The following is a 19,906-nucleotide window of genomic DNA, read 5'->3' as shown; positions in this document are numbered from 1 at the left end:
CCGCTGGGGCCACCCGGCCCTGGCCATGGAGATCGCCCTGGACGAGGACGGCGCCGCCCGACTCGTCCACCTCGGGACACCCGGGGAGGCGGACGGCGCGAGGCGCCCCGGCGCACCGCTGCCGCTGGTCGAGGTGACGGTGGAGGGCCAGGGCCGGCACCTCATCGACACCAGCCTCGCCTCGCGGCTGCGGCACCGCTCCCACCGCGCGGGCCGTGACGGCGACTGGCACACGCTGAGCGTCGAACTCCACGACCCCGGCACCGGGCTCACCGCCGAGGTGCGCTTCCGCTCCCCGGACGGCCTGCCGGTGCTGCGCAGCGAGGTGGTCCTGCGCAACGAAGGGCCGGATGCGCTGCAACTGGAGTCGGTCAGCTCGCTGGTGACCGGCTGCCTCACCCAGGACGGACCGGCGGGCCTGGACTCCGCCGACCTGATGTGGGCGGAGAACGAGTGGTTCACCGAGCTCCGCTGGAAGCAGGAGCCGCTGCGGGAGTCCTCGCCTGCCCTCAACGGCCGGGTCATGACCGGCCGGGGCGTCCGGTCCAGCAGCCGGTTCCTCCCCATGGGCGGCCTGACCGACCGTCACTCGGGTCGCACCTGGCTGTGGCAGATCGAGCACAACGGCGGAGGCTGGCGCTGGGAGTGCGGCGTCCGCGATGAGACGGCCTACGTGGCGCTGTTCGGTCCCACCGACGCCAATCACGGCTGGCGGCACCTGCTGGAGCCGGGGGCCGAGTTCCGCACGGTGCCGGTGGCGCTCGCTTTCGCTGCGGACGGCGGCCCCGACGAGGCGTTCGCCGTGCTCACCCGATACCGCCGGATCACCCGCCGCCCGCACCGGGACCACCTCCACCTGCCGGTGGTCTTCAACGACTACATGAACTGCCTGATGGGCGACCCCACCACGGCCAAGCTGCTGCCGCTGGTCGATGCTGCGGCCGAGGCGGGGTCGGAGTACTTCGTCATCGACGCCGGCTGGTACGACGACGACAACGGCCACTGGTGGAGCACCGTCGGCACCTGGGAACCCGCCGCCACCCGCTTCCCCGGGCCGCGCGGGATCCACGAGGTCCTGGACCGCATCCGGGAGCGGGGGATGGTGCCCGGCATCTGGCTGGAGCCGGAGGGGGTCGGCGTGTCCAGCCCGGTCGCCAAGTCCCTGCCGGAGGAGGCGTTCTTCTGCCGCGACGGGCAGCGTGTGGAGGAGGGCAGTAGCCGGTACCACCTCGACCTGCGCCATCCCGCCGCCCGGGCCCACCTGGACCAGGTCGTGGACCGCCTGGTCGGCGAGTGGGGCGTCGGCTACCTCAAGCTCGACCACAACACCGACTTCGGCCCCGGCACCAGCAGCCACCCCGGAGAGGCCCCGGCCGACGGGCTGCTGGGCCACAACCGGGCCCTGCTCGACTGGCTGGACGGCGTCCTGGACCGCTACCCGGACCTGGTGATCGAGAACTGCGCCTCGGGCGGCATGCGCACCGACCACGCCATGCTCTCGCGGCTGCAGCTCCACTCCACCAGCGACCAGGAGGACCTGCTGCTCTATGCGCCGATCGCCGCCTCCGCGCCCACCGCCGTCACCCCCGAACAGGGTGCGGTCTGGGCCTACCCGCAGGCCAAGCACTCCCCCGACGAGGTCGCCTTCACCATGGCCAACGCCCTCCTGGGCCGTATCCACCTCTCGGGGAAGATCACCGAGCTCGGGGCCGGGGAACGAGCGCTGGTCCATGAGGGGGTGGCGGTGTACAAGTCCATCCGCGCCGACCTTCCGCAGGCCGTCCCCGCCTGGCCGCTCGGCCTGCCGGCCTGGGAGGACCCATGGATCGCCCTGGCCCTGCACACCCCGGCCACCACCTACCTCACGGTCTGGCGCCGCCCCGGAGCGGACGACACCGCAGTCCTGCGGCTGCCCCGGCTGCGGGGAGCCGATGTCAGCACCGATCTGCTCTACCCCAGCAGCGGGCGACCGCACTGCGCCTGGGATCCGGATGCGGCCGAGCTCACCGTGACCCTGCCGGCGGCACCGTCCGCCGTGCTGTTGCGCCTCCGGCAGTCGGCCCGCCCCACACAGACTTCCTGACCAGCACTCCGCCAGAGATCCACTCATCTCGAGAAAGGCACATGGCATGAACGACATCCAGCCACCCGCGCACCGGCGCGCCAGAGGCCGCGGCCTCGGCCGCCTGGCCGCCCTGCTGACGGCCCTGGCCGTCATGCTGGGCCTGTCCGGCGCCGCCGCCTTCGGCGCCGCCGACGTCCACGGCACGGCGCTGCACCCGGCCGTCAGCGTTCCGGCCAAGGCCATCGACGCCGTGGCGCAGATGCAGCCCAGCTGGAACCTGGGCAACTCCCTGGACGCCCCCAGCGAAACCGCCTGGGGCAACCCCCTGACCACCAAGGCGACCTTCGACACCATCGCCGCGGCGGGCTTCCGCAGTGTCCGCATCCCGGTGACCTGGAGCAACCACCAGTCCGCCACCGCGCCGTACACCATTGACGCCACCTTCGTGGCCCGGGTCAAGCAGATCGTGGACTGGGCGCAGGCCGACGGTCTGTACGTCGTGCTCAACGTCCACCACGACTCGATAGAATGGGTCTCGAACATAACCAAGGACCATGACAACGTCATGGCCCGCTTCGACTCCACCTGGTCGCAGATCTCCGAGGCCTTCAAGGCCGAGCCGCGCACCCTGCTCTTCGAGAGCGTCAACGAACCGCGGTTCAACGACGTCACGGACGCGCAGAAGACCGCGTACCTGAATGAGCTGAACGTCTCCTTCCACACCGTGGTCCGCGCCTCGGGCGGGGAGAACGCGACCAGGATGCTCGTCCTGCCCACCCTGGGCGGCGATGGCGCCCAGCCCCTCCTGGACGACCTGTCCACCACCATCAACTCCCTGCACGACAGCCAGCTGGTGGCGACCGTGCACTTCTACAGCTACTACCCGTTCAGCGCGAACCTCGCCGGCGGCACCCTGTACGGCGACATCGCCCAGAAGTACCTGGACGACTCCTTCGCCGATATGCACGACACCTTCGTCGCCAAGGGCATCCCGGTCTACCTCGGTGAGTACGGCCTGTTGACCAGCCCCAACTACTTCCACCCCGAAACAGTCGAGCGGGGCGAGCAGCTGAAGTACTACGAGCAGCTGGGATACGCGGCGCGCAAGAACGGCGTCACCACCGCGCTGTGGGACGCCTTCAACTACCTGAACCGTGAAACGCTCCAGTGGCGTGACCCGGACCTCTTCGCGGCGATCAAGTCGAGCTGGACCACCCGCTCGGGCACGGCCTCCTTCGACAAGGTCTTCGTCTCCAAGTCCGCCCCGATCACTGCCGAGTCGCTCACCCTGAACCTCAACGGCACCCACTTCCTGGGCGTGTGGCAGGGCAGCACCAGGCTGCTCCCGGGGCGGGACTACACCGTCTCCGGAACCACGCTGACCTTCACCGCCAGTGCGCTGACCCGCCTGGTCGGCGACCGCGCCTACGGCACCGACGCCACGGTCCAGGCCCGGTTCTCCACCGGGGTGCCGTGGAACATCGACATCGTCACCAACGACAACCCGACGGTGGCGGCGGCCACCGGCACCACCGACGGCCTGACCATCCCCACCGAGTACCGGGGCAACAACCTGGCGACCATGCACGCCACCTACGCCGACGGCACCAACGCCGGCCCGCTCGACTGGACCCCGTACCAGACGTTCAACGAGACGTTCTCGCCCGACTACCCCAACAGCACGATCGTGCTGACCCCCCTGTTCCTCGCCTCGCTGCGTGACGGCGACACGGCCACGCTGGTCTTCCACTTCTACAGCGGCCAGACCGCCACCTACAAGGTCACCAAGAACGGCAGCACGGTGACCGGCACCGTCGGCTGATCATCCGTCAACCACGCCCCGGCCGTCGGAGACCTCCGACGGCCGGGGTTTCCCAGGTCCCGAGGACCCCTCGTGGCCGCCCTTTTATCGATACCAATCCCACGCCCTGGAGCCACTCCGTGCCCACTGCCACCGCCACCGCGGTCATCAACCTCGACATCGAGGGCCCGACGATCAGCCGCCACCTCTACGGCCACTTCGCCGAACACCTCGGCCGCTGCATCTACGGCGGCTTCTGGGTCGGGGAGGACTCGCCGATACCCAACGAGGGGGGTATCCGCCTGGATGTCGTACGGGCTCTGCGCGCGCTGAATATTCCGAACCTGCGCTGGCCCGGTGGCTGTTTCGCCGACGAGTACCACTGGAAGGACGGCATCGGCCCCCGGGACCAGCGCCCCCGCATGGTCAACACCCACTGGGGCAACGTGGAGGAGAACAACCACTTCGGCACCCACGAGTTCATGGCCCTGTGCGAGCTGCTCGGTGCGGAGCCGTACATCAGCGGCAACGTCGGCTCCGGCACGGTGCAGGAGATGAGCGATTGGGTGGAGTACCTGACCCGTGACGGCGACAGCCCGATGGTGCGGCTGCGCAAGGCCAACGGCCAGGAGGAGCCGTGGCGGGTGAAGTTCTGGGGTATCGGCAACGAGACCTGGGGCTGCGGCGGCAACATGCGCGCGGAGTATTCCGCCGATCTGGCCCGCCAGTACGCCACGTACTGCCGTGACCACAGCGGCAACTCGCTGTACCGCATCGCCTCCGGCGCGAACGGCGACGACTACAAGTGGACCGAGACGCTGATGCAGCAGATCAGCTGTTTCGGCTGCGAGGCAACGCCCCGCAACTTCTTCCAGGGCCTGTCCGTTCACCAGTACACGGTGAACGGCCCGTGGGACGCGAAGGGCAGCGCCACCGTCTTCGACACGGAGGACTACTACCGGACGATGCTGGAGGCCAAGCGGATCGACCGTATCCTCACCGGCCATTCCACGGTCATGGACTGCTATGACCCGGGCCGCAGGGTCGGGCTGGTCCTGGACGAGTGGGGCACCTGGTGGGACACGGAGCCCGGCACCAACCCGGGCTTCCTGTTCCAGCAGAACGCCCTGCGCGACGCCCTCGTGGCCAGCACCCACTTCGACATCTTCCACCGGCACGCGGCACGCCTGTACATGGCCAACATCGCCCAGACCGTCAACGTCCTCCAGGCCATGCTGCTCACCGACGGCGACGCGCTGGTCCTGACCCCGACGTACCACGTCTTCGAAATGAACAAGGGCCATCAGGACGCCTCTTCGCTCGCCGTGAACCTGCATGCCCAGGACGCGAGGCGCCGGGTGGGGGACAGCGAACTCGACACGCTCTCCGCCTCCGCCAGCATCAAGGACGGCACGGTGCTGATCTCACTGACCAACCTGGACGCCGAGGAGCACGCCGAGGTGACACTCGACCTGCGCGGCGGCTCCGTCGGCGAGCCGACCGGCCGCCTGCTGACCGCGGACCGGCTCCAGGTCCACAACACCGCGGAGACGCCCGAGGCGGTGGCCCCGCGCCCGTTCGACGCGGTGAAGTCAACCGGCCAGGGAATGGTGCTGACGATTCCCCCGCACTCGTTCCTCACCATCCAGGCACCCGTGGCCCACCTGCGCTGAGGCCTGCCGCGGCGTCTGCGCCCACCATCGACCGAGGGTAAACGTGGCAACCATCCAGGACGTGGCGAAGGCCGCCGGGGTCTCGGCGATGACCGTCTCCAATGTCGTCAATGATCACCCGAACGTGCGCAGGGCGACGCGGGAGAAGGTCCTCGAGGCGATGGCCCGGCTCGAGGACCTTCTCCCGCGTCAATCTGGCAGCCCGCAACCTGCGCAAGGGCCGGACCGGCATCATCGGTCTCGCCATTCCGGGGGTCAACAGTGCGTACTACGGCGAGTTGGCTGCCGCCATCGTCGCCGCGGCCGTGCGGTACGACCTGCGGGTGAGCATCGAGCAGACCGGTGCGCTGCGCGAGAACGAACTGGCTGCGCTGTCCCTCTCACGCAACCGGCTGTACGACGGACTCCTCCTCAGCCCCGTGGGCATGGGCTCGGCCGATGCCGAGTAGCTCAACGTCGACTACCCGGTGGTCATCCTTGGTGAGCTGATCATCGGGGCCCGGTGGACCACGTCGCCATGCCCAAGGTCGACGCGTCGACGGCGGCCACGCGCCATCTGATCGATCGGGGCTGCCGGCGCATCGCGATCCTGTGCGGGCCGGTGGGTGAAGAGGTGGACGTGTCCAGGCTGCGCCACACCGGATACCGGCAGGCGCTGGAGGATGCCGGTCTGCGGGTGGATCCCGCTCTGGCCCAGAGCATGGAAGCGTTCACGATGCGGGCGGGTGCACAGCGCGCCCGGGAGATGGTGGAGAGCGGGCTCGGCTTCGACGGTGCGTTCTGCGTGACGGACACCCTGGCGATGGGCGTGCTGCGCGGCCTCGCCGACGTCGAGGTGCAGGTCCCCGAGCAGGTCAAGGTGATCGGCTTCGACAACGTCGAGAGCAGCGAGTTCCTCGTCCCCTCACTGTCCACCATCGATCCGGATCACGGCGCCATGGCCGAGCGGGCGGACGCGCTCCTCGCCCGGAGGATCGGCCAGGCCGAGCTCCCGCAGGACCGGGAGGAGTTCGTCAGCCACTTCTCCCTGGTGGTACGGGAGTCGACCGGCGGCTGACCCGGCAGCCGCCCGCCCGACACAGAGCTGCTGACCGGCTATCAGGTTTGGCTGGGAGGACCACTACGACATGCTCAGCGCTTCGGCCGGGCCGTGCTGCCGCGGACGGTGAGGGTCGTGGCGATCTCGGTGCCGCCCTGCTGGACCTCCTCGCGACGGCCGAGGGCGAGCGCCAGTTCGGTCGCGGCGGCTGCCATCTCGTTGAGGGGCTGGTGCACCGTGGTCAGCGGCGGCTCGGCCCATGAGGCGATCGGCAGGTCGTCGAAGCCGACCACGCTAAGGTCGCGGGGGACGGACAGCCCGAGTTCTCCGGCGGCCTGGTAGACGCCGAGCGCCTGCGGGTCGGAGACGGTGACGAAGGCGGTGGGCCGCTCGGGGAGGGCGAGCAGCTCGAGCGCGGCGGCCCGGCCGCCCTCGCGGGTGAAGGGGGAAACGGCCAGCAGCTCGGGATCGTGCGCCAGTCCGTCCTGGGCGAGCGCCGCGAGGAAGCCCGACTGCCGGGGCACGATGACGGGCTGGCCGGTGCCGATGATCATGGCGATGCGGCGGTGCCCCAGGTCCAGCAGGTGCCGCATCGCGGCCTGCCCACCGCGGAAGCCGGTGGAACCCACGAACGGAACCTCGTCGGGGAGGTCGTCGAGCGGATCGATGATGACGAAGGGAATGCCCGCCGCGGTCAGCTGCTCGCGTTCCTCCGGCGAGAGCCGGTTCACCGCCAGGACGCAGTTCGGCCTGCGGCCGGCTGCCTCCTCGATCGAGCGCCCCGGTGGGCCGTCACCGCGGACCTCGGAGACCATCACCACGGCCCGGTGCTTGCGCGCTGCCCGCTCAACCCCGCGGATGACCTCAACCGCCCACAGGCTGTCGAGCTCACGGAAGACCAGCTCCACGACGTTGCTGCGGTTGCCGACCGGCTTGCGGTAGCCGTGGAGGGTGATGAGTTCCTCGACGCGCGCGCGGGTCTGGTCCGAGACGCCGCCGCGCCGGTTGAGTACCTTGGACACGGTCGGAATGGAGACGCCCGCCGATTCCGCGATGTACGCGATCGTGACGGCGCCCGCTTCCGCCCGGTCGTCCGTCGCCTTCATGCCGTCCCGTTCGTCGTGCCGCCGTGCTGCCGCGGAGGCGCGGTGCTCTGGCGGACCACCAGTGCGGTGGCGATCTCCACCCCGGTCTGGGGCAGTTCCCCGCCCCGGCCCAGCGCGAGCGCCAGGCCGGCGGCGGTGGCTGCCATCTCCCGCAGCGGCTGGTACACCGTGGTCAGCGGTGGATCGAGCAGCGCCGCGACCGGCAGATCGTCAAAGCCTACGACGCTCAGATCGCCGGGAATGGACAGCCCCAGCTCCCTGGCGGCCTGGTAGACGCCGAGCGCCTGCATGTCGGAAGCGGCGAAGATCGCGGTCGGCGGGTCGGGGAGCGAGAGCAGCTGCCGTGCGGTCGCATGGCCGTCCTCGAAGGTGATGGGCGTCCAGGGCGTCAGCCCGGGCTCCGGGGACAGGCCGGCCTCGGCCAGCGCGGCGAGGTGGCCGGCCTGGCGGGCCACAGAGTAGGGGTGGTCAGGACCGTTGATCATGGCGATGCGGCGGTGCCCGAGCCCCAGCAGGTGCCGCGTCGCCGCCTGGCCGCCGCGGAAGTTCGTGGAGCCGACATAGGGCGTGCCCTGCGACAGCTCGGTGATCGGATCGTAGACGACGAAGGGGATGCCCCGCGCCGTCAGCCGCTCGAGCGCCGAGGCCGGGAGGGGCCGCACCGACAGGCAGGGGGCTCCGGCGCGCAGGGGCAGCAGCTCACCGGAACGGGCCGCGAATCCGCTCACCACGAGCCCGACCCGCTGCTCCCGCGCGACGGCTTCGATACCCTGCAGGATCTCCTCGCTCCACATGTTCGTCAGCTCGTGGAAAACCAGCTCGACGAGCTCGCTGTTGTCACCCGGCCGGTCGGCGCCGTGGTGCCGCAGCAGTTCCTCCACGCAGGCGCGGGTGCGCTCCGGCAGGGCGTGGTGGTCGTCCGACGGCGTTTGCGGCTGCGGGGCAGGGGCCGGAGCCGGGAGGTCGGCGGGATCGGTCATGCAGGCGATCGTGATGGAGCTCAGGGTGTCGCCCGGAGCGGCCAGGTTCTCGCCCTCGCCTTTGTCCGTCACATTCGTCTCCTGGTTCACGCCGGTGCGTCCACGACCGCCGCCCTTGCCGGACAGGCCCGGCCGAGGAGCGGCCTGCCTGCCTGCCGGGGCCATTGTGGCACTTCACGGCACCGGGCAGGGATTGGTTCGCCTGGGCGGGACCTTTCGGCAGGCTTCGAGGGCCGGCGCGCCCTCCTGCTGCGCACACCCGCGCGCCGGCCCCGTGGACCGGGCCCGGCGCGCGGGTGTTCCTGCTCGGCTGCTAGGCGATGATCGCGTCGACCAGCGAGGCCCAATTGCCCTGTGATGACGGGTTCTTGGTGACGGTGACGGTGACCTTGAGGATGTGGGTCGCGGTCGGGTCGAGTCCGTCGGCGGTGAACACCGGTGCGTTCACCCCCTGGCTGGAGTTGCGGTACAGGCCCACGGAGGTGGCCGCGCCGCCGTCGACGGAGACGCTCATGATGCCCTGGCCGTTGTAGGCCGTGGAGTTCAGTGCCACGTAGCTGCCCTCGAAGCTCAGGGTGGCGGTGTCGCCTGTGGTGTTGGACCAGGTGTTGCCGCTGCCGCCGGCTCGGTGAAGGTCCGGAGCACGGCGTACTGGGAGCAGAACGACCTTGCGCTCAGGAACGCCGGGCCGCTCACCGCGCTCACGGTGGAGGTGCACGTTGCGCTGACCGGCTCGGTGCAGCAGACCGGCAGCTGGCGGACCCTGCCCAGCGACGACTTCAGCGTTACCATCCAGCAGACCGGACATTCGCTGGTCTACCGGTGGGTGCTGAAAGCCGGACGCACCGTGTCGCCCGGCCAGCACGTGTTCGCCGTCCAGTTCAACCACGCGACGGGTACGCGCAGCGCCGCAGGCGACAACTACCGCGTGGACGCGCAGGGGCAGGCGGGCGGCGCAGTCTCGGTCTGGGGCGGCTTCGCGGGCCGATGACCGCCGCCGCCGGAGCGGAGACCGGCGGCCGGGGCGCACTCCCCGGGTGGGCGGTGTCGCTGCCGGCCGTCGGTCACTCATTCACGTGGTCTCACTTCCCGTGCAAAGCCCTGCGGCGATGTCCGCGAAGCACCAGGACGCTTCCGGCGATGATGGCCAGCAGGCCACCGAGGGCGCTGTAAGTGACCGTGCTGCTCACCCCGGTGGAGGCCAGGCTGCCGGACGTGCTGCTCGGGGTCGGCTGGGCGACGGGTGCGCCGGTCCCCGCCTGCGCGCGGGTGCCGATGGTGCCGGAGGCGGAGACAACCGGCGCGGCGGCGGTCGGTGTGGCGGCGGCCGACGGCTTGTGCACGCCGGCAGTCCCCGATGCGGGCTTCAGCTGAAGGGTCGTGATCGAGTACGGCGGCAGCGTCTGTGCGACGGCCGTGCCCTGCTGCGCCGTCGTCAGGCCGGTGCCTCCCGTGCCATAAGAAACAGTCGTGACCGTCCCTGCGGCCGGGGTGAATCCGGCGTAGGAGAGCGAGACCTGCGCCGCGCTCTGCGGGCTCTTGTTGATCAGCATGACGTTCAGGCCGCCGTTACTGCTCCGCACCGCGTGCACGGCGACCGATGGGTTGCCCGAGGACGACTCGACCATGGTGTCGCCGGGCTGCGCCAGTGCGGTCAGCGAGCGGATGCCCCAGTAGGTGGGGAAGGGCGTATCGCGCTGCGGTTCGCACGTACCCCCGGCGCAGGTTCCAGCGGAGAGCATGCCCCCGTCCTGGTAGTCGGTCTGGCCGTTGACGGTGGTGGGTGCTTGGTCCGTGCCGTTGTGCAGGTTCCACCAGTCCACGTCGGTGGCGTGTCCGGACTGTGGTCGCGGTTCGGCGCGGACCCACAGCCGCTATTGCCGCACGTTGGCCGATGTCGCTGTGGGTGGCCGCCCGGTGGTGATCGGGTTGTCGGTGGGGCGGCTGTTCTGCGACGGCCCAGGTTGCGGTCGGCGGACGTTCGTTGAGCAGGTGGAGGGGCTGACGGTGCGTTACCAGCGCCGCAGCCCGCTGCTGCAGGACCTGGTGGAGATGGCCGGGGTGCTGCTCGCAGGCCGCGGCGGCGCTCGGCTCTTGCAGATTCTGAAGGTGCCGCTGTCGCGGACGAGCGTGCTGTTCCACTTGATGCGCTTGCCGCTTCCGGTGGCAGCGACTCCGCGGGTGCTGGGCGTGGACGACTTCGCGCTGTACGCAGACGTCTACGGCACCCTGCTGGTGGATGCCGACACCCGGCTGCCGATCGAGCTGTGGGCCGGGCGTGACGCCGAGCAGCTGGCCGCCTGGCTGCGGACACATCCCGGCGTTGAGATCGTTTGCCGGGACGGCTCGTTGGTCTACCGGCAGGGCATCACCGACGGCGCTCCGGACGCGGTGCAGGTCAGCGACCGCTTCCATCTGTGGCAGGGCTTGTCAAAGCGAGTCGGGGACATCGCTGCCGCACACCGCGGCTGCCTGACCGCAGCCGTTCCCGATCCCGAAGCGACACCGCCGCCACCCAACCCCACGGCACCGTCCGACCAGGCCGACACCCGTGCCCGCCGCCATGCGAAGAACCTCTTCGAGGCGGTGCACGCGGTGACCGACACCGGCATCTCGCTCCACGCCGCAGCCCACCAACTGGGCCTGAACCGGCGCACCGTGGCCAAATACGCGCGAGCCGCCACCTGGCAGGAATGCATTCGACGCACGCCCTCCCGCCGCCCCACCAGCCTCGATCCTTACCTGGAATACCTGCGGCACCGCTGGGAGGAGGGCGAACACACCGCGACAGTGCTGCACCAGGAGATCGCTGCCAAGGGCTATCGGGGCCACTACCAGCGGGTCAAGATCGGTCTACCGGCGATGTCGTTGTCCTGTGTCGGACCCGAGGCGCAGATTCCTCCAGCAGCAGCCACCTTCCGACACCGAGGTCCGGCCCGGTCACAAGCCAGGCGGGAACATCGATCAGCAGACCGCGCAGACACATGTCAGACGTGCCGCCGGACCGGGAGTCCAGGCGAGCATGGAAGGCGATGATCAGCTGTGGCTGCTCCCGCAAGAGCATCCGGGTGTTCCGCTCGAGACCGGCCGAGCGCCAGGTCATCGGGTTCGCACGTCGTTCGGCCTGCCAGTCCACCGGGTGACAGCGGTGGCGGTCATCGCCGAGTCCGTTCCGTTCGCACCAGATGTGCGCCGCCCAGTCCGCACCTGACGCGGCGCCCTCGATCACGACGAGCCCAGCTCTGTGATGCGCCTCCAGGCGGTCCAATACCGCGGCGACCGTGCCGGGCCAGGCCCACCGCCGGTCGCCGCACACCAGTACGCGGGGATCAGCCAGTTCCATGTGGGTCCCCGTCCTCCCCGGCCTCGATATCTGCCGGCGTCTCCTGAACCGCTTCGTCGTGCGGCGTGAAGGACGAGGAGTCGGTCTTCCGCTCCTCGCATTCCACAATCGCGAGAGCGTCTTCGAGTCCCCTCAGTTCCCGCTCGCTGATCAGTGAGGCAATGGGCCCGGTGACGTCGGTGAAGACGATGCGCGTTCCGGAATTGGAGATCCTTCGGACAAGGTCTCCGAGCGACGTCGGCAGTCGCGAAACGGGGACGTGGTCCGGGACACTCAGCGGTGAATCCAGCCAAGCGCAGGTATGGAGCATGAAATTCAACGCACATCCCTGACGGGCTGCTTCCGTGGAACGATCGCGAGCCAATGCTTCTTTGATCGCCTGGCTCAAGAACTCCTCCGTGCTCTTTCCTGATGCTTTGGCCCAGGAACGGATTCGTTTCTTCGCTCCAGGTGCGAAGGGGATGCTCATCCGAAGCATCCCGTCCGGGCCTGGGAAGACAGTGCACAGCACGTCAATGGGGAGGGAGTCCTGGAGTCGTCTCCATACCTTCTTGATGGCACGCTCCTCGTCTCGTGCAGATACGAGAACGGCGATGCTCTTTCCGTCGTGCGACGATGCCATCGGCATGCCACTGATCCGACGCGCGGCCTTCAGTTCGACCCCGCGTACGGTTCGAGTCAGGATGATCTCAATTGCGTGCAGAGACATGGGGACTCCAGGTCAGTAGAGCGAAATGGGGCCGTCGGGAAGCCAACCTTCCACGTATCCGGAAGCCAGAAGGGCCACGCCTTCAGGTGAGACATCGCGGTGGCGAGTTCTCAGCTCGCTGATTTTCCACCGGGTGTGTGACGGAGACATCCCCTGAAACGATTCCGACTCTTTCGCGCTGATCCGCACGATGAAAACGCGGGAAACGGTCCGCTGGTCGTGTTCCCAGCAGTTGTCCTCCCGCGTTTCGTGAACTCCATGGATGGATCCGAAGCGCGGGTTCGAGATATGAAATCGCTCGGCGAGATACTGAGCGGCCCCGTCCTTGAAATCGGCGTCGGCGGTGAGAAGTGTCTGCGGGACCGTCCAGCCGCCGCAGCATCCGCCGCACAGCATCAGGCGATCCTGGTCGTCCAGGAGGAGCAGGAGGACGCGGCGGTCGGCGGCCGACGGGGCGTGGGAGGTTGCCATGCCGTCAGACTGTCGTCTAGCTACTCAAGTAGCAATTTGAGGGCCGTCCCATGGGTGACGGGTTCACTCCGACTGTGCCAACTGTGTGCCGCGCGCCGTGGCCTGCCTGCCCCGCCGGCGTGCACAGGTTGCACCGAATTCGGGTACTGCACTGCACCCTGCACACACGTCATGAGCTGCGAAAACACGGCAAAGGCGTTTGAGATTCGGGGCTGCCGCGTTTTGGGGCGTCGCACACCACCAGGCTTGACCTGCGGCGACGGAATTTCCCACACATCCCACGAAGGCGACGGCGTAAGTGTAGCGGGTGGGGCTGGTCCTTCAGTGGTCGGTGGGTAGAAGGGGCGGGGGGTCGAGGTGGCGGGTCGGCGGGGTGGGCTTGACCTCATGTTTGGTTGAGGTTTTACGTTCTGCTGCATGCCTCAGACAGCGCCGGACATCACGGCTGACACCGACCCGTCCCCCCTCAGGATCGGCATCCTCATCGGCAGCGCCCGCGCCGGCCGCTTCGCCGACAAGGTCGCTCCCTGGTTCGTCGACGAGGTGCGGAAGCGGGACGACATGGAAGTGCACATGATCGATCTGGCCGAGCCGGCCCTCGTCGATGAGCTCAGGCTCTCCTTCGAGCGGGGCGGCGGGGACGGGGTCCCGGGGCTTGCGCGGCGGATCGGGGAGGTCGACGGGGTCGTCGTGATCACGCCTGAGTACAACCACGGGTACCCGGCCTCCCTCAAGCTGGCCATCGACTACGTGTACAGCGAGTGGCGGGCCAAGCCGGTCGGGTTCGTGTCGTACGGCGGGATGGCCGGCGGGCAGCGGGCGGTGGAGCAGTTGCGGCAGGTCTTCGCCGAGCTGCATGCCGTCACGATGCGGGACACGGTCAGTTTTCACATGGCCTGGGAGCGGTTCGACGAGCGCGGTCGGCCGTACGACGAGGAGGGCACCGCCAAGGCTGCCGCCGTGCTGTTGGACCAGCTCGCCTGGTGGGGGCTGACCCTGCGGGAGGGGCGGGCCGTCCGGCCGTACGACGGCTGAGGCAGCAACGCCTCCAAAGTCAGCAACCCGTCACGACAGCGCCACCCTCGTGAACCGCCCCGCCACCCACAGATCCCCCTCGATCCGGTCCGCCGTCGCCCTCAGTTCCGGCAGGATCTCCCGCACGATCTCCTCCACCGTCCGACGCGCGGCGTGCAGCGCCACGTTCGTCGCCGCGACCGCCCGGCCCGTGCGGTCGCGGATCGGGACGGCGATGGAGCGCAGGCCCTTCTCCAGCTCCTCGTCGACCAGGGCGTAACCCGATTCCCGCACGTCCTCCAGCAACACCCGGCCCAGTGCCGTCGCCGCCGCCGGCAGCCGCGTACCGATCGTGATGTCGGCGCTCAGTACGCGGCTCGCGTTGGCACGGGCCGTGTACTGGATCTCCTCGCCGGAGGCGGTCAGGACCGCCAGGGACGCGGACTCGTGGACCCGGGCCGACAGGTCCGCGAGGTGCGGGGTCGCGATGCGGGCGAGGGACGTACGGGACAGGGGCGGGAAGCCCAGGGACAGGACGCGGGGCGTCAGCGTGAACGTCCGCTGCGTGCTGCCCGGCGTCACCAGGCCCAGGTGTTCGTACGTGATCAGCGCCCGCCGGGCCGTCGCCCGGGCCAGCCCCGTCGCCTTCGCCACGTCCGTGAGCGTCAGCTCGGCCCGGCCCTCGCCGAAGGCGGTCAGGACGGTGAGGCCGCGGGCGAGGGACTCGACGAACTCCCTGCCGAGTTCGTGTTTCGACGCTCCTGTCCAGGCCGCCAGGCCGGACGGGATCACCGTCGTCTCCACCGTCGCCCGGCTCAGTTCCCTCTCCAACTCCCCTTCCATCTCCGCCACCGCCGCCCGCAGCCGCGGCAGCAGCGTCTCGTGCAGGTCTGTCGCCGAGTGCCGGCTCGTGTGGCTCACCACGCTCGCCACGCAGGCGATCGGACCGGTACGGGGATGCCGTACGGGGACGGACACCGCCACCAGCCCCGGCTCGATCAACTGGTCGTCCAGCGCCCAGCCGTTCTCGCGCGCCAGCGCCACCGCCCGTACGAACTCCTCGTCCGCACCCGCCCGTTCACGCGCCGGTACGGCCGGAAAGCCCCGGTCCTCCGGGTCCGCCGCCCGGCGCGCGCGCCAGCCCTGCCAGTCGGCCTCCGTCCATTCCGTCGCGAACAGCGGGCCGGGGGCGGTGCGTTCGGCCGGCAGCAGGTCGCCGATGCGGAAGCTGAGGGACATGGCGCGGCGGCGGGTGGCCTGGTGGATGAAGCGGATGCCGTCGCGGTCGCCGACGGCCAGGGACACCGACTCGTCCAGCTCGTCGGCGAGGGCGTCCGCACGGGTGTCGAGCAGTGCCGGCAGACGCAGGGCGGCCAGGTAGGCGTTGCCGAGTTCCATCAGGCGGGGGGTCAGGATCACGTCCCGGCCGTCGAGACGGACGTACCCCATGCGGTCGAGGGTGGAGGCGATCCGGTCGACCGTGGAACGGGCGAGGCCGGTGGCCCGTTCCAGCCCGCTCGCGCTCATCGTCCCGTCGGCCTCGGTGAGCCGCCGCAGCACGCCGACCCCCCGGATCAGCGGGGCGACCGCCTCGGCGGGCACGGCGGGGGAGTCGGCCGACGGTACGGCGTCCCAGGACGTCCAGGACGTCACGGTCGTCTCTGCGGGCATCGGGTCTCCGGTACGGCGGTCGGGTCGGGCCAACCGTAATCCGGTACGGCGGTCAGGGCAGCCCCACCGTAATCCGGAGTCCGCAAGGGCATCGCCTACCCCCGACTCACCCGCACCCGGTAATCCCCCGAAAGCTCCGCCCCCGCCACGGCGATCCGCACCCCCCGCCGCACATCCCGGAACTCCTCCCCGGGGACGAACGGCGCGTCCGACAGCTCCGCGTGGACGTTCGGGCTGCGTGTGCAGCCGCCGCTGTCGCGGTGGGAGTCGTGGACCGTGACCGGACCCCGGCCGGTGTCGACGTCCGCGTCGACCTTGTAGATCAGGATGCCGGGACGGCAGACCGTCTCGTCGTTGCCCTCGCGGGTGCGCAGTTCGACGGCGTAGCCGGTGCGGCGGTCGAGGGGGACGAAGACGAGTTTCGCGCCGCCGGAGCGGGCCAGCGGGGTCAGCGTGTACTCCGTCGTCCCGGGTGTCGAGGCGCAGTTCACCTGGGTCGCGTCGAGCCAGCCGAGTTTCCACTTGTGCCAGCCGAGGAGGTCGTTGTTGGCGCCCCAGTCCTCGCTCATGATGTCCCAGTGGCCGACCGCGCCCCCGCCCTCCTGGGTGTAGAGGTCGGGCAGGCCGAAGACGTGGCCGTTCTCGTGGGGGAGGACGCGGTAGCCGGTGCGGTCGTAGGAGCCGGAGCCGTCGTCCTGGCGGGAGTAGACGAAGGAGGCGTTGGCGACGGGGACGCCGTCCGCGACCGGGGCCTCCAGGTTGCCCGCGAAGGTCACCGACAGGACGGTGTCCAGGGCGGAGGGGCCGGCGTTCGGGGTCACCAGGACGTTGAGGAAGTCGTACGTCCGGAAGTCCACCTGGGGATCGGCCGCGGCCACGATGTCCTGGACCAGCTGCCGGTAGCCGGGGTCGAAGGGGGCGCCGCGCTCTATGTCGTACGCCCGGAAGGACTTGGGCATGCGCAGCCAGTCGGGGAGGGGGGTTTCCGGGCGGTAGTCGAGGCGGCCGTAGGAGCTGGTGCGGAACCATTCCCGGGTCTGCGGGAGGAACTCGTGGAAGCGGTCGAGGGCGCTGCCCGCACCGGGGGCGTCGGAGAAGTCGACCATCAGGGTGAGGGCGCGGACGGTGCCGGTGGAGCGGGAGTAGCCGCCGGGGGTGGGGACGCCCTCGGACATCTGGACCGTGGGGCCGCCGCTGATCATGCAGGGGCCGTGCGCGGAGGTGCGGGCCAGGGCGATCGGCCCGGCGCCGGCCGTCGTGGTGCCCGGCGCGAGGTGTCCCGTGCCGGCCGAGGTGCTGACCGCGAGGGTCAGCGCGGTCACGGACGCGAGGGCGGCCACGCGGCGCGGGCGTATCCGACGGCTCGGCTGCATGCATGGCCCCTTCGGTCCGCGGCAGCCGGTGATCTGGAGTCCGAAGCTGCGCCCTTTCGATCACCCTGTGGCGAGGGGTTCGAGGGCGCGCGCTGGAGGAGCCCGAACGTGGGTTTCCCGCCCGGGGGTTATGTGACTCAGGTCACACGGAATGTTCCGGTGAGTGGGAAATAACCGGGGACCACTTCCCCGTTTAGCCATGTGTCCGAGCGAAACGGGGAGCACTTCCCCGGATCGCACACCAACAGCCTCTGGAGTACGCCGTGGAGACCGCCACCCCCGTGCGCCGCAAGGCGCCCCGGCCGCGCGCCGACGCCCTGCGCAACAGGGAGCGGATCGTCACCGCCGCCCGGGAGATGTTCACCGAGTTCGGCCCCGACGTGCCGCTCGACGAGATCGCCCGCCGGGCCGGCGTAGGCAACGCCACGGTGTACCGCAACTTCCCGGACCGTGACGCCCTCGTCCGCGAGGTCGTCTGCTCGGTCATGGACCGTACGGCGGAGGCGGCCGAGCAGGCGCTCGCCACGACCGGCGACGCCTTCGGAGCGCTGGAGCGCTTCGTGCACGTCGCCGCCGACGAGCGGATCAGCGCGCTGTGCCCGATGATCGCCACCACCTTCGACCGGTACCACCCGGACCTGGAGGCGGCGCGTGAGCGGCTCGAGGGCATCATCGACGCGCTCATGGACCGCGCCAAGGTGGCCGGGCAGCTCCGCACCGACGTGGGTGTCGGCGACGTGATGGTCGTCGTGGCCCAGCTCAGCCGGCCTCCGGCCGGGACCGGATGCGAAAGCGCCGACCGCTTCGTACACCGACACCTGCAGCTGTTCCTGGACGGACTGCGGGCGCCTGCCCGCTCCACCCTGCCGGGATCGGCCGTGACGATGGAGGACCTGCGGCAGTCCTGACCGATTAGTTCAGCACGCCCCACGAGTCATCGCACAAGCAAGCAACTACAGGGACTCAGTCGCCCCACCGGCTCGGTCATCACACCGAACTTCGGCCCACCGTCGACGAGCCGCTCTCCTTGGACGCCTTTTCCCATCAATACGCCTTTTTCCACCAGTACGTCTTCCACCAGTACGTCCCGAATTTCCGTCACGAAGTCCCGGAGTGGGTACTCCCATGTCTGAAACAGCACACTCAAACCGCTGGAAAGCGCTGACGTTCATCGCGCTCGCCCAGCTGATGGTCGTCCTCGACGCGACCATCGTGAACATCGCCCTGCCGTCCGCACAGCAGGACCTGGGCATCTCCGACGGCAACCGGCAGTGGGTCATCACGGCCTACGCCCTGGCCTTCGGCGGTCTGCTGCTCTTCGGCGGGCGCATCGCGGACCTGTGGGGCCGCAAGCGCACCTTCGTCGCCGGTCTGGTCGGCTTCGCCGCCGCCTCCGCGCTCGGCGGGGCGGCCACCAACGAGGCGATGATGCTCGGCGCCCGTGCCCTGCAGGGTGCGTTCGGCGCGCTGCTCGCGCCCGCCGCGCTCTCGCTGCTCGCCGTGATGTTCACGGAGCCGAAGGAGCGCGCCAAGGCGTTCGGCATCTACGGTGCGATCGCCGGTGGCGGCGGCGCCGTGGGCTTCATCCTCGGCGGCCTGCTCACCGAGTACCTCGACTGGCGCTGGACGTTCTTCGTGAACATCCCGTTCGCGGTCGTCGCGGCCGCGGGCGCGTACTTCGTCATCCGTGAGCCGGCCGGCGGTCGCAACCGCTCGCCGCTCGACATCCCGGGCGTCGTCCTGTCCATCCTGGGTCTGGTCACGCTGGTCTACGCCTTCACCCGCGCCGAGTCCGACGGCTGGGGCGACTCCACGACGGTCGGCCTGTTCGTCGCGTCGGTCGTGCTGCTCGCCGCGTTCGTCCTCGTCGAGTCCAAGGTCAAGGCCCCGCTGCTGCCGCTGCGCGTCATCACCGAGCGCAACCGCGGAGGCGTCTACCTCTCCCTCGGTCTCGCGATCATCGCGATGTTCGGCCTGTTCCTCTTCCTGACCTACTACCTGCAGCTCGTGCTGGGCTACTCGCCGGTCAAGACCGGCCTCGCCTTCCTGCCGATGATCGGCGGCATGATGGTGGGCTCCACGCAGATCGGCACCCGCCTGATGACCCGGATTCCCCCGCGCCTGCTGATGGCTCCGGGCTTCCTGGTCGCCGCGGTCGGCATGCTGTTCCTCACCCAGCTGGAGCTCGGCACCTCGTACGCCAGTGTCATCCTGCCGGGGATGGTGCTGCTCGGCCTCGGCATGGGTACGGCGTTCATGCCCGCCATGTCCCTGTCCACGCACGGCGTCGAGCCGCGTGACGCCGGTGTCGCCTCCGCGATGGTCAACACCTCGCAGCAGGTGGGCGGCGCGATCGGTACGGCCCTGCTGAACACGATCGCCGCCTCGGCGACGACCGCGTACATCAAGGACCACATCGGCGGTGCCGGTTCCCAGGCCCAGCAGCAGCAGCTGGTCCAGCTGGAGGGCCAGGTGCACGGGTACACCAACGCGATCTGGTTCGCCGTCGGCATCCTGGTCCTCGCCGCGGTGGTCGCCGCGACCTTCATCAACACCGGCAAGCCGGGCTCCACCACGGTGACCGGCTCCGGCGAAGGCGCCGAGGACGAGCTGCCGATCCCGGTGATCGCGCACTGACGGCGGCTGTCCGTTCGTACCCCT

The 19,906-nt window shown here is 69.8% G+C and carries 18 protein-coding genes and 1 pseudogene; 10 read left to right on the top strand and 9 right to left on the bottom strand.

The annotated features are described in order from the left end of the window. Positions 1-25 precede the first annotated feature (25 nt). From QFZ76_RS22510 to QFZ76_RS22490, 5 genes are all read left to right on the top strand, one after another. A complete protein-coding gene (locus tag QFZ76_RS22510) occupies positions 26-2,083 on the top strand; it encodes an alpha-galactosidase (RefSeq protein ID WP_307680102.1) in 2,058 nt (685 codons plus the stop codon). A 46-nt stretch (positions 2,084-2,129) separates the two neighbouring features. After that, positions 2,130-3,887: a cellulase family glycosylhydrolase gene (locus QFZ76_RS22505; protein WP_307675440.1), complete on the top strand. Its 1,758-nt coding sequence runs from the start codon at positions 2,130-2,132 to the stop codon at positions 3,885-3,887. A gap of 119 nt (positions 3,888-4,006) precedes the next feature. Further along, positions 4,007-5,539, top strand: a complete 1,533-nt coding sequence (locus tag QFZ76_RS22500; RefSeq protein WP_307675439.1) for an alpha-N-arabinofuranosidase — start codon at positions 4,007-4,009, stop codon at positions 5,537-5,539. A gap of 88 nt (positions 5,540-5,627) precedes the next feature. Further along, entirely contained in the window at positions 5,628-6,023 is a 396-nt protein-coding gene (locus tag QFZ76_RS22495; protein ID WP_373464530.1) for a LacI family DNA-binding transcriptional regulator, read from the top strand. Positions 6,024-6,041: 18 nt separating this feature from the next. Continuing rightward, positions 6,042-6,596, top strand: a complete 555-nt coding sequence (locus QFZ76_RS22490; protein ID WP_307675437.1) for a LacI family DNA-binding transcriptional regulator — start codon at positions 6,042-6,044, stop codon at positions 6,594-6,596. 74 nt (positions 6,597-6,670) lie between these two features. Here QFZ76_RS22490 and QFZ76_RS22485 read toward each other — a convergent pair whose 3' ends face one another. The 3 genes from QFZ76_RS22485 to QFZ76_RS22475 all read right to left on the bottom strand — a co-directional run bounded on the left by QFZ76_RS22485 (position 6,671) and on the right by QFZ76_RS22475 (position 9,217). Further along, positions 6,671-7,684 carry a LacI family DNA-binding transcriptional regulator gene (locus QFZ76_RS22485; RefSeq protein WP_307675436.1) on the bottom strand — a complete coding sequence of 338 codons (1,014 nt, stop codon included), beginning with the start codon at positions 7,682-7,684 and terminating at the stop codon, positions 6,671-6,673. Next, on the bottom strand, positions 7,681-8,736 hold the full coding sequence (locus QFZ76_RS22480; protein WP_307675435.1) for a substrate-binding domain-containing protein: 1,056 nt from the start codon (positions 8,734-8,736) through the stop codon (positions 7,681-7,683). The genes QFZ76_RS22485 and QFZ76_RS22480 overlap by 4 nt, the downstream gene beginning before the upstream one ends. A gap of 241 nt (positions 8,737-8,977) precedes the next feature. Further along, a complete protein-coding gene (locus tag QFZ76_RS22475) occupies positions 8,978-9,217 on the bottom strand; it encodes a hypothetical protein (RefSeq protein ID WP_307675434.1) in 240 nt (79 codons plus the stop codon). 75 nt (positions 9,218-9,292) lie between these two features. Between QFZ76_RS22475 and QFZ76_RS22470 the strand changes: the two genes are divergently transcribed. Further along, entirely contained in the window at positions 9,293-9,655 is a 363-nt protein-coding gene (locus QFZ76_RS22470; protein ID WP_307675433.1) for a hypothetical protein, read from the top strand. Positions 9,656-9,746: 91 nt separating this feature from the next. On the opposite strand, the gene QFZ76_RS22465 is transcribed toward QFZ76_RS22470, so the two are convergent. Continuing rightward, entirely contained in the window at positions 9,747-10,487 is a 741-nt protein-coding gene (locus QFZ76_RS22465; protein WP_307675432.1) for an LPXTG cell wall anchor domain-containing protein, read from the bottom strand. 64 nt (positions 10,488-10,551) lie between these two features. On the opposite strand from QFZ76_RS22465, the gene QFZ76_RS22460 reads away from it, so the two are divergent. Beyond that, the gene (locus QFZ76_RS22460) at positions 10,552-11,700 is read left to right on the top strand and encodes a transposase (protein WP_307675431.1); all 1,149 of its coding nucleotides are present in this window, start codon (positions 10,552-10,554) and stop codon (positions 11,698-11,700) included. Positions 11,701-11,833: 133 nt separating this feature from the next. Here QFZ76_RS22460 and QFZ76_RS51790 read toward each other — a convergent pair. The 3 genes and pseudogenes from QFZ76_RS51790 to QFZ76_RS22450 all read right to left on the bottom strand — a co-directional run. Next, a pseudogene (locus tag QFZ76_RS51790) lies at positions 11,834-12,007 on the bottom strand (SLOG family protein); the annotation flags it as partial. After that, positions 11,994-12,716, bottom strand: coding sequence for a hypothetical protein (locus QFZ76_RS22455; protein ID WP_307675430.1), 723 nt, complete (start codon positions 12,714-12,716; stop codon positions 11,994-11,996). The gene QFZ76_RS22455 and the pseudogene QFZ76_RS51790, both read right to left, overlap by 14 nt. A 12-nt stretch (positions 12,717-12,728) precedes the next feature. Next, positions 12,729-13,187, bottom strand: a complete 459-nt coding sequence (locus QFZ76_RS22450; protein ID WP_307675429.1) for a hypothetical protein — start codon at positions 13,185-13,187, stop codon at positions 12,729-12,731. A gap of 417 nt (positions 13,188-13,604) precedes the next feature. Between QFZ76_RS22450 and QFZ76_RS22445 the strand changes: the two genes are divergently transcribed. Beyond that, on the top strand, positions 13,605-14,222 hold the full coding sequence (locus QFZ76_RS22445) for an NADPH-dependent FMN reductase (RefSeq protein WP_307675428.1): 618 nt from the start codon (positions 13,605-13,607) through the stop codon (positions 14,220-14,222). A 30-nt stretch (positions 14,223-14,252) separates the two neighbouring features. Here QFZ76_RS22445 and QFZ76_RS22440 read toward each other — a convergent pair whose 3' ends face one another. Both QFZ76_RS22440 and QFZ76_RS22435 read right to left on the bottom strand, forming a co-directional pair. Then, positions 14,253-15,872, bottom strand: coding sequence for an IclR family transcriptional regulator C-terminal domain-containing protein (locus QFZ76_RS22440; RefSeq protein WP_307675427.1), 1,620 nt, complete (start codon positions 15,870-15,872; stop codon positions 14,253-14,255). 95 nt (positions 15,873-15,967) lie between these two features. Continuing rightward, complete coding sequence (locus tag QFZ76_RS22435; RefSeq protein WP_307675426.1) at positions 15,968-17,245, bottom strand: M6 family metalloprotease domain-containing protein; 1,278 nt, start codon at positions 17,243-17,245, stop codon at positions 15,968-15,970. Between the two features lie 263 nt (positions 17,246-17,508). On the opposite strand from QFZ76_RS22435, the gene QFZ76_RS22430 reads away from it, so the two are divergent. Then, complete coding sequence (locus QFZ76_RS22430; protein WP_307675425.1) at positions 17,509-18,153, top strand: TetR/AcrR family transcriptional regulator; 645 nt, start codon at positions 17,509-17,511, stop codon at positions 18,151-18,153. A 217-nt stretch (positions 18,154-18,370) separates the two neighbouring features. Then, complete coding sequence (locus tag QFZ76_RS22425) at positions 18,371-19,882, top strand: MFS transporter (protein ID WP_307675424.1); 1,512 nt, start codon at positions 18,371-18,373, stop codon at positions 19,880-19,882. Positions 19,883-19,906 lie beyond the last annotated feature (24 nt).

Source organism: Streptomyces sp. V4I2 (genome assembly GCF_030817655.1).
Lineage (GTDB): Bacteria > Actinomycetota > Actinomycetes > Streptomycetales > Streptomycetaceae > Streptomyces > Streptomyces plumbiresistens.
Note: the sequence above shows the minus strand (reverse complement) of the source record. Positions and strands in the feature narration are given on the sequence as shown.

Excerpts from the sequence above, each read along its gene's own strand:
- QFZ76_RS22510 (WP_307680102.1), top strand. The coding sequence starts at position 26 with ATGGAGATCGCCCTGGACGAGGACGGCGCCGCCCGACTCGTCCACCTC.
- QFZ76_RS22505 (WP_307675440.1), top strand. The coding sequence starts at position 2,130 with ATGAACGACATCCAGCCACCCGCGCACCGGCGCGCCAGAGGCCGCGGC.
- QFZ76_RS22495 (WP_373464530.1), top strand. The coding sequence starts at position 5,628 with ATGACCGTCTCCAATGTCGTCAATGATCACCCGAACGTGCGCAGGGCG.
- QFZ76_RS22485 (WP_307675436.1), bottom strand. The coding sequence starts at position 7,684 with ATGAAGGCGACGGACGACCGGGCGGAAGCGGGCGCCGTCACGATCGCG.
- QFZ76_RS22455 (WP_307675430.1), bottom strand. The coding sequence starts at position 12,716 with ATGTCTCTGCACGCAATTGAGATCATCCTGACTCGAACCGTACGCGGG.
- QFZ76_RS22450 (WP_307675429.1), bottom strand. The coding sequence starts at position 13,187 with ATGGCAACCTCCCACGCCCCGTCGGCCGCCGACCGCCGCGTCCTCCTG.
- QFZ76_RS22445 (WP_307675428.1), top strand. The coding sequence starts at position 13,605 with ATGCCTCAGACAGCGCCGGACATCACGGCTGACACCGACCCGTCCCCC.
- QFZ76_RS22440 (WP_307675427.1), bottom strand. The coding sequence starts at position 15,872 with ATGCCCGCAGAGACGACCGTGACGTCCTGGACGTCCTGGGACGCCGTA.
- QFZ76_RS22435 (WP_307675426.1), bottom strand. The coding sequence starts at position 17,245 with ATGCAGCCGAGCCGTCGGATACGCCCGCGCCGCGTGGCCGCCCTCGCG.
- QFZ76_RS22425 (WP_307675424.1), top strand. The coding sequence starts at position 18,371 with ATGTCTGAAACAGCACACTCAAACCGCTGGAAAGCGCTGACGTTCATC.